This window comes from Rathayibacter sp. AY1B5 (genome assembly GCF_002932795.1).
In the GTDB taxonomy this organism is placed as follows: Bacteria; Actinomycetota; Actinomycetes; order Actinomycetales; family Microbacteriaceae; genus Rathayibacter.
Genome location: NZ_PSWM01000046.1, coordinates 3,796 through 5,285 on the forward strand (window position 1 = coordinate 3,796; position 1,490 = coordinate 5,285).

Consider the following 1,490-nt stretch of genomic DNA (forward strand, 5'->3'; position numbering starts at 1 on the left):
CTTGAGATCTGATGGGTAGACGCAAGTCGAAATCGGTGATCCTATGCTGCCAAGAAAAGCATCGACGCGAGGTTCTAGCTGCCCGTACCCCAAACCGACTCAGGTGGTCAGGTAGAGAATACTAAGGAGATCGAGAGAATCGTGGTTAAGGAACTCGGCAAAATGCCCCCGTAACTTCGGGAGAAGGGGGGCCTGAGGCGTGAACGGACTTGCTCCGGGAGCGTTCGATGGCCGCAGAGACCAGTGGGAAGCGACTGTTTACTAAAAACACAGGTCCGTGCTAAGTCGCAAGACGATGTATACGGACTGACGCCTGCCCGGTGCTGGAAGGTTAAGAGGAACGGTTAGCCGCAAGGCGAAGCTGAGAATTTAAGCCCCAGTAAACGGCGGTGGTAACTATAACCATCCTAAGGTAGCGAAATTCCTTGTCGGGTAAGTTCCGACCTGCACGAATGGCGTAACGACTTCCCAGCTGTCTCAACCGCGAACTCGGCGAAATTGCATTACGAGTAAAGATGCTCGTTACGCGCAGCAGGACGGAAAGACCCCGTGACCTTTACTATAGTTTGGTATTGGTGTTCGGTGTGGCTTGTGTAGGATAGGTGGGAGACTGTGAAGCGGGCACGCTAGTGTTCGTGGAGTCATTGTTGAAATACCACTCTGGTCACTCTGGATATCTAACTTCGGACCCTAATCGGGTTCAGGGACAGTGCCTGATGGGTAGTTTAACTGGGGCGGTTGCCTCCTAAAGAGTAACGGAGGCGCCCAAAGGTTCCCTCAACCTGGTTGGCAATCAGGTGGCGAGTGTAAGTGCACAAGGGAGCTTGACTGTGAGACTGACAAGTCGAGCAGGGACGAAAGTCGGGACTAGTGATCCGGCAGTGGCTTGTGGAAGCGCTGTCGCTCAACGGATAAAAGGTACCTCGGGGATAACAGGCTGATCTTGCCCAAGAGTCCATATCGACGGCATGGTTTGGCACCTCGATGTCGGCTCGTCGCATCCTGGGGCTGGAGTAGGTCCCAAGGGTTGGGCTGTTCGCCCATTAAAGCGGTACGCGAGCTGGGTTTAGAACGTCGTGAGACAGTTCGGTCCCTATCCGCTGCGCGCGCAGGAAATTTGAGAAGATCTATCCCTAGTACGAGAGGACCGGGATGGACGAACCTCTGGTGTGTCAGTTGTTCCGCCAGGAGCACCGCTGATTAGCTACGTTCGGAACGGATAACCGCTGAAAGCATCTAAGCGGGAAGCCGGCTTCGAGATGAGATTTCCATCCCTTCGGGGGAGAGGCTCCCAGCCAGACGACTGGGTTGATAGGCCGGATGTGGAAGACAGGACTAAAGACTGTCGGAGCTGACCGGTACTAATAAGCCGATAACTTGATAATCACTACACTCATACCGTTGTAAAGGCTGGTAGGAGTGGTCAGAGATTGCTTGCGTCCACTTTGTGGTTCCCAGAAGACGGGCACCCCGCATCCTCCTTCGGGAGG

1 rRNA gene (running past one end of the window) is annotated in these 1,490 nt (G+C 54.3%); it reads left to right on the forward strand.

Going from position 1 to position 1,490, the window contains the following annotated elements:
• A 23S ribosomal RNA gene (locus tag C5D44_RS17340) occupies positions 1 to 1,385 on the forward strand (it extends 1,830 nt beyond the left edge of the window).
• Positions 1,386 to 1,490 lie beyond the last annotated feature (105 nt).